Annotated in this window: 5 protein-coding genes and 1 pseudogene; 1 reads left to right on the top strand and 5 read right to left on the bottom strand. The window is 70.0% G+C overall.

The features are described from left to right. Window positions 1–279, top strand: a pseudogene (locus tag AC1D1G_RS40275) (amino acid-binding protein); the annotation flags it as partial. 37 nt (window positions 280–316) lie between these two features. Here the strand turns inward: AC1D1G_RS40275 and AC1D1G_RS40270 are convergent. From AC1D1G_RS40270 to AC1D1G_RS40250, 5 genes are all read right to left on the bottom strand, one after another. Then, window positions 317–805, bottom strand: coding sequence for a GNAT family N-acetyltransferase (locus tag AC1D1G_RS40270; protein WP_011598364.1), 489 nt, complete (start codon window positions 803–805; stop codon window positions 317–319). Between the two features lie 57 nt (window positions 806–862). Continuing rightward, complete coding sequence (gene ligA, locus AC1D1G_RS40265) at window positions 863–2,953, bottom strand: NAD-dependent DNA ligase LigA (protein ID WP_418340904.1); 2,091 nt, start codon at window positions 2,951–2,953, stop codon at window positions 863–865. A gap of 41 nt (window positions 2,954–2,994) precedes the next feature. Further along, a complete protein-coding gene (locus tag AC1D1G_RS40260) occupies window positions 2,995–4,017 on the bottom strand; it encodes a methionine synthase (RefSeq protein WP_280781715.1) in 1,023 nt (340 codons plus the stop codon). Next, window positions 4,014–5,108, bottom strand: a complete 1,095-nt coding sequence (gene mnmA, locus AC1D1G_RS40255; RefSeq protein WP_016883114.1) for a tRNA 2-thiouridine(34) synthase MnmA — start codon at window positions 5,106–5,108, stop codon at window positions 4,014–4,016. The genes AC1D1G_RS40260 and mnmA overlap by 4 nt, the downstream gene beginning before the upstream one ends. Next, window positions 5,108–6,010, bottom strand: a 903-nt coding sequence (locus AC1D1G_RS40250; RefSeq protein WP_477956387.1) for a cysteine desulfurase family protein, incomplete at its 5' end; no start/stop codon positions are given. The genes AC1D1G_RS40250 and mnmA, both read right to left, overlap by 1 nt.

Here is a 6,010-nt window from a genome sequence, read left to right as displayed (position 1 = left end):
CCGCACGGCGCATACCGTGTGGTCGGCAGCTCGGGAGCTCCCGAGACCCATGCCACCGAGATCCCGTGGATGCCGCTGGAGAAGCCCACCGCGCTCGACGGCGAGGGTGACTGGGTGCCGCAGGTGTGGCGCGACATGAACACCACACTCGCGGCGGCTCCCCTCGGGACCACCGGCCGTGTGCTGATGCTCGGCCGTCCCGGCGGCCCGGAGTTCCGTCCGTCCGAGATCGCCCGGCTGGGTTACCTCGCCGGCATCATCGCGACGGTTCTGAGCTGACCACCGTCCCGGGCCGGGAGGTCCGGGGGTGGTCGCCTCAGACGAGCTCGCGGACCAGGACGGTCAGCTCGACACCCGGCACGGGCGCCCAATTGCGTTCGGGCACAGGCACGAAACCGTTGCGGTCGTAGATGCGGCGGGCATCTTCCATGTCCGGCTGGGTGGACATCACGACCGCGCGGTCCCCGCGGTCGTACGCCGTGTCCAGGACGTGCCGCACGAGCGCCGACCCGACCCCGGAACCGCGGGCGTCGGGTGTCACGGCGAGCATCCGGAATTCGAGCTCACCCGGCTGCGCGACATCGGCGTACGGGGAGGCCGGATCCGCGATCGTGACAGAACCCACGATCTGGCCCTCCTTCACGGCCACCCGCACATCCGCCTTCTCCGCCCGCTCGGCGGTGTCGCGCAACCGGTTCGTGTACGGATCGTGCGCCTCCACGAATCCGCCGCCCACGTAGGCGATCACCGTGAGGTCACCAACGGCCTCGTAGTCGTCCGGCGTCGCATTCCGAATCTCGATCATGTCCAGAACTATGACAGGACTGCTCACGCCGCCCAAAATGCGAGCGTGAGGTTCCGATCACACCCCGGAATCCGCGACCGCGTCCGGACCACCCTCCAGCAGTCGGCGGAACCCATCCTCGTCGAGGACCGGCACTCCGAGTTCGACGGCCTTGTCGTGCTTCGAGCCCGGCGATTCGCCGACCACCACGAATGCCGTCTTCTTCGACACCGAACCCGCGGCCTTACCACCTCGGACGAGGATCGCCTCCTTCGCCTGGTCGCGCGAGAACGTCTCCAGGGACCCCGTGACGACGATCGACAGCCCCTCGAGGTGGCGCGGAATCGATTCGTCGCGTTCGTCTTCCATGCGAACCCCGGCCGTCGACCACTTCTCCACGATCTGCAGGTGCCAGTCGACGCCGAACCACTCGGCGACAGCCGCGGCGATGGTGCCGCCGACCCCGTCCACCGCCGCGAGTTCCTCGACGGAGCTCTCCCGGATCCGCGCGAGCGACCCGAACTCACCGGCCAGCGCACGCGCCGCCGTGGGACCGACGTGGCGAATGGACAGCGCGACCAGCACCCTCCACAGCGGCTTGTCCTTGGCGGAATCGAGGTTGTCGAGCAACCGGCGGCCGTTGGCCGACAGGCCGCCGGCCTTGGTCCGGAAGAGCGACGTCTTGAGCAGATCGTCCTCGGTGAGCGAGAACAGGTCGCCCTCGTCGCCGATCGCCTTGGCTTCGAGCAGGCTCGTGGCGGCCTCGTAGCCGAGAACCTCGATGTCGAATGCGCCGCGGCCCGCCACGTGGAACACGCGTTCCCGGAGTTGCGCGGGGCAGTACTGCTGGTTGGGGCAGCGAATGTCCGCGTCGCCCTCCTTGGCGGGGGCCAGCGGTGTGTCGCACTCCGGGCAGTGGGTGGGCATCACGAACTCGTACTCGTCGCCCGTCCGGGCGTCGACCACGGGTCCGAGGACCTCGGGGATGACGTCGCCGGCCTTGCGCAGTACGACCGTGTCGCCGATGAGCACGCCCTTGCGTTTGACCTCGGACCCGTTGTGCAGGGTGGCGAGGGAGACCGTGGAGCCGGCGACCGTGACCGGTTCCATATAGGCGAACGGKGTGACCCGGCCGGTGCGACCGACGTTGACCCGGATGTCGAGGAGCTTGGTGGTGGCCTCTTCCGGCGGGTACTTGTAGGCGATCGCCCAGCGCGGCGCCCGGGACGTGGACCCCAGCCGGCGTTGCAGCGACGTCTCGTCGACCTTGACCACCAGACCGTCRATCTCGTGCTCCACGTCGTGCCGGTGCTCGCCCCAGTACTGCACCCTGTCCACGACGGCGTCCGCGCCCGTGACGCGGGCGGTGTGGGTCGACACCGGCAGGCCCCACGCCGCCAGAGCCGTGTACGCGTCGTACTGGGAGACCGGCTCGAATCCTTCGCTCCGGCCGAGTCCGTGGCAGATCATCCCGAGGCGCCTGCGGGCCGTGACGGCCGGATTCTTCTGCCGCAGCGACCCAGCCGCGGAATTTCGGGGATTCGCGAACGGCGCCTTGCCTTCCTCGACGAGCGCCGCGTTGAGTGCGGCGAAGTCCTCGAGCCGGAAGAACACCTCGCCGCGCACCTCCAGGAGTGCCGGGACCGGGTATTCGTCTGTGCCGGTGAGCTTTTCCGGAATGTCGTCGATGGTCCGCGCATTGAGCGTCACTTCTTCACCGGTCCGGCCGTCGCCGCGGGTGGCGGCCCGCACGAGTCGGCCGTTCTCGTAGACCAGGTTCAGCGCGACCCCGTCGATCTTCACCTCGCACAGATAGTGCAGGTCGGGCCCGGTCTCCTGCTCCACCCGGCTGATCCAGGTGCGCAGTTCGTCGGTGGCGAAGACGTTGTCGAGGCTGAGCATCCGCTCGAGATGATCGGCGGAGGCGAAGTCGGTGGCGAAACCGCCGCCGACGAGTTGTGTCGGCGAATCGGGCGTCCGCAGATCGGGGTACTGGTTTTCGAGGTCGTTCAGCTCGCCCAGCAGCACGTCGAACTCGCCGTCGGAGATGATGGGCGCGTCGCGGACGTAATAGCGGAACTGGTGCTGCCGCACTTCCTCGGCCAGCTCGTTCCAATGCTCCCGGACGTGTCCGGGGGCCGGTGTCGGGGCTTCGGTCGATTCACTCACTACCGAAGATTAACCGGTCCGGCCGACACCGAATGCCGGACTCAGAGTGATTCGGGGTCGTCGGTGAACGCGCTACTCACCTCGGCGCACAACTTCAGGGCGTCCCGGCTCCAGGACGCGTCGGCGCCCGCGAGCCCGCAGGCGGGCGTCACGGCGACCTGGGTCCGTAGCGTCGTGCGCGCGAACCCGAGCCGGTCGATCAGCGTCACCGCAGGTCGAGCCAGGTCGCGCCACGTGGCAGGCACGGTGGGAGCGGTGGTCGGGACGAGGCCCAGTGCGAGCTCCTTGCCCGCGTCGAGCAACTCGCCGATGCCGTCCAGGTCCGTCGACGCCAGCTGTGACACGTCCAGACCCACCGCGCGGGCACTGCTGCGCCGCAGAAGGTCGGTGGGCAGATCCGCGGAGCAGCAATGCACCATGGTCACCGCGCCGCAGCCGGCGAGGGCGGCCTCGAGCACGGCGAGAGCCTCCGGTTCCGGCATCGCCCGCACGGTCTCGAGCCGCGAGCGACCGGACAGTGTCCCCGCCAGCACGGCGGGCAGACGCGGCTCGTCGAACTGGACCAACACCTGCGCGCCGAGACGTCGGGTGACCTCCGCGGCGTGCCGCGCGAGCCCCTCGCCCAGCGATTCGGCGAAGTCGCGCACCGCACCGGGGTCGGTGAGCACGCGCCGGCCGGTGCCGAGTTCCACCTCGGCCGCCAGCGTGAGTGGGCCCACCGACTGCACCTTCACCACGTGGTCGGCGCCGACGAGGCCCGCACTCTCCCACGCCTCCTCGAGCGCATCGAGATCCTGGTTCAGGAGGTCGGTCGCCCGCTTGGCGACCGAGCCGCGACGCTGCACCACACGGTAAGCCGTCGTGGACACGTCCAGCTGCAGATCCACGAGCAGAGCGCTGGCGCGGCCGATCATGTCGGCGCCGAGCCCGCGGGCGGGCAACTCGACCAGGTGCGGGAGCCGGCCGAGTTCGCCGAGAACGATCGTGGCGGCTTCACGCGGATCGGTACCCGGCCACGAGCCGACGCCGGTGACGGCACCGGCCAGTGAGATATCCTGCGTCACTGCGTGTTCGGACGTGCGTCGGTACCCGAGATGGTTCCGCTGCCCAGCACGATGTCGCCTGCCGGATCGGTCCGGTACAGGACGACGGCCTGCCCCTTCGCGACACCGGTGAGCGGCTCCCGCAGGGAGATCGCGATGCCGCCGTCGACCGCTTCGGCGACGGCCTCGGCGAGACCGCCGTGGGCCCGGACCTGGACGGTGCACTCGACCGGTCCGACCGGCGTGCTCCCGGACGTCCACACGGCGCGGTCCGCCGTGATCGCGTGCACCTCGAGGTTGCGTGCGGAACCGACACGGACGGTGCCGGTGTCGGGTTCGATCGACGTCACGTACCGCGGTTGCCCGTCGGCTGCGGGACCCTGGACGCCGAGACCCTTCCGCTGACCGATCGTGAAACCGTGCACACCTTCGTGTTCCGCGAGCACCTCACCCGAATCGGCGTCGACCACACTGCCCGGGCGGACACCGATGCGGGCGCCGAGGAATGCGCGGGTGTCGCCGGACGGGATGAAGCAGATGTCGTGGCTGTCGGGCTTGTTCGCCACGGCGAGGCCGCGTTCGGCGGCCTCCTCCCGGATCCGGTCCTTCGGAGTGTCACCCACCGGGAACATCGCCCGCGACAGCTGCTCGGCGGTGAGCACACCGAGCACGTACGACTGATCCTTGTCCGCGTCGACGGCACGGCGCAGCACGCCGTTCTCGAGTTGCGCGTAATGGCCGGTGGCCACCGCGTCGAACCCGAGGGCGATCGCACGGTCCGCGAGCGCCGCGAACTTGATCTTCTCGTTGCACCGCAGGCACGGGTTGGGGGTCTCCCCCGCGGCATACGACGCCACGAAGTCGTCGATCACGTCTTCCTTGAAGCGGTCGGCGAAATCCCAGACGTAGAACGGGATTCCGAGCACGTCCGCGGCACGCCGGGCATCACCGGCGTCCTCCTTGGAGCAGCAGCCCCGGGATCCGGTCCGCAGCGTGCCCGGCTCGGCGGACAGCGCGAGATGCACGCCCACCACGTCGTGTCCGGCTGCGACCGCCCGTGCCGCCGCCACAGCAGAATCCACGCCGCCACTCATGGCCGCCAGTACTCGCATCAACGATCCCCTCCACGCGCTCCGACACCGGCGAGCCCGGCGGCGCGGGCCCGCTCCACAACTTGCGGCAGTGCCGCGATGACTGCATCCACGTCCGCGACCGTCGACGTGTGCCCGAACGAGAAGCGCAACGATCCCCGCGCGGTCGCGGAATCCACGCCCATCGCGGTCAGGACGTGGCTCGGACGAGCGACCCCGGCGGTACAGGCCGAGCCCGTGGAACACTCGATCCCGGCGGCGTCGAGCAGCATCAGCAGTGAATCGCCCTCGCAGCCGGGGAACGTGAAGTGGGCGTTGCCCGGCAGTCGTGCGCTGCCCACCGGCCCGTTCAGCACGGCGTCGGGAAGGATCTCGCCGACGCGCTCGATCAGGCGGTCGCGCAGGACGGTCAGTTCCGTCGCGCGGGCGTCGAGGTCGGCGGTCGTGTCGCGCAGCGCCGCCGCCATACCGACGACACCCGCCGTGTCCGGGGTGCCCGAACGCAGGTCTCGTTCGTGGCCCCCGCCGTGCAGCAGCGGCACGCACGGCACCTGCCGTCCGAGCAGCAGCGCACCGACGCCCTGCGGTCCGCCGACCTTGTGCGCGGCGATGCTCAGCGCGGACAGCCCGCTCGCAGCGAAGTCCACGGGGATGTGCGTGACGGCCTGGACGGCGTCGCTGTGCATCGGCACACCGAACTCGGCCGCCGCGGCGGCGAGTTCGGTGATCGGCATGATCGTGCCGACCTCGTTGTTGGCCCACATGATCGTGACCAGGGCCGTCTCGTCCGCGTGGACRGCGAGTTCGTCGCGCAGCGCCTGCGGGGACACCCGGCCCAGTTCGTCGACGGGCAGCCACGTGACCTGGGCACCCTCGTGCTTCTCGAGCCACTCCACCGCGTCGAGAACCGCATGGTGCTCCAC

Source organism: Rhodococcus sp. P3_B8 (assembly GCF_056402775.1).
The sequence above is the reverse complement of the archived record's forward strand: the minus strand, read 5'-3'. Positions and strand labels throughout refer to the sequence as shown.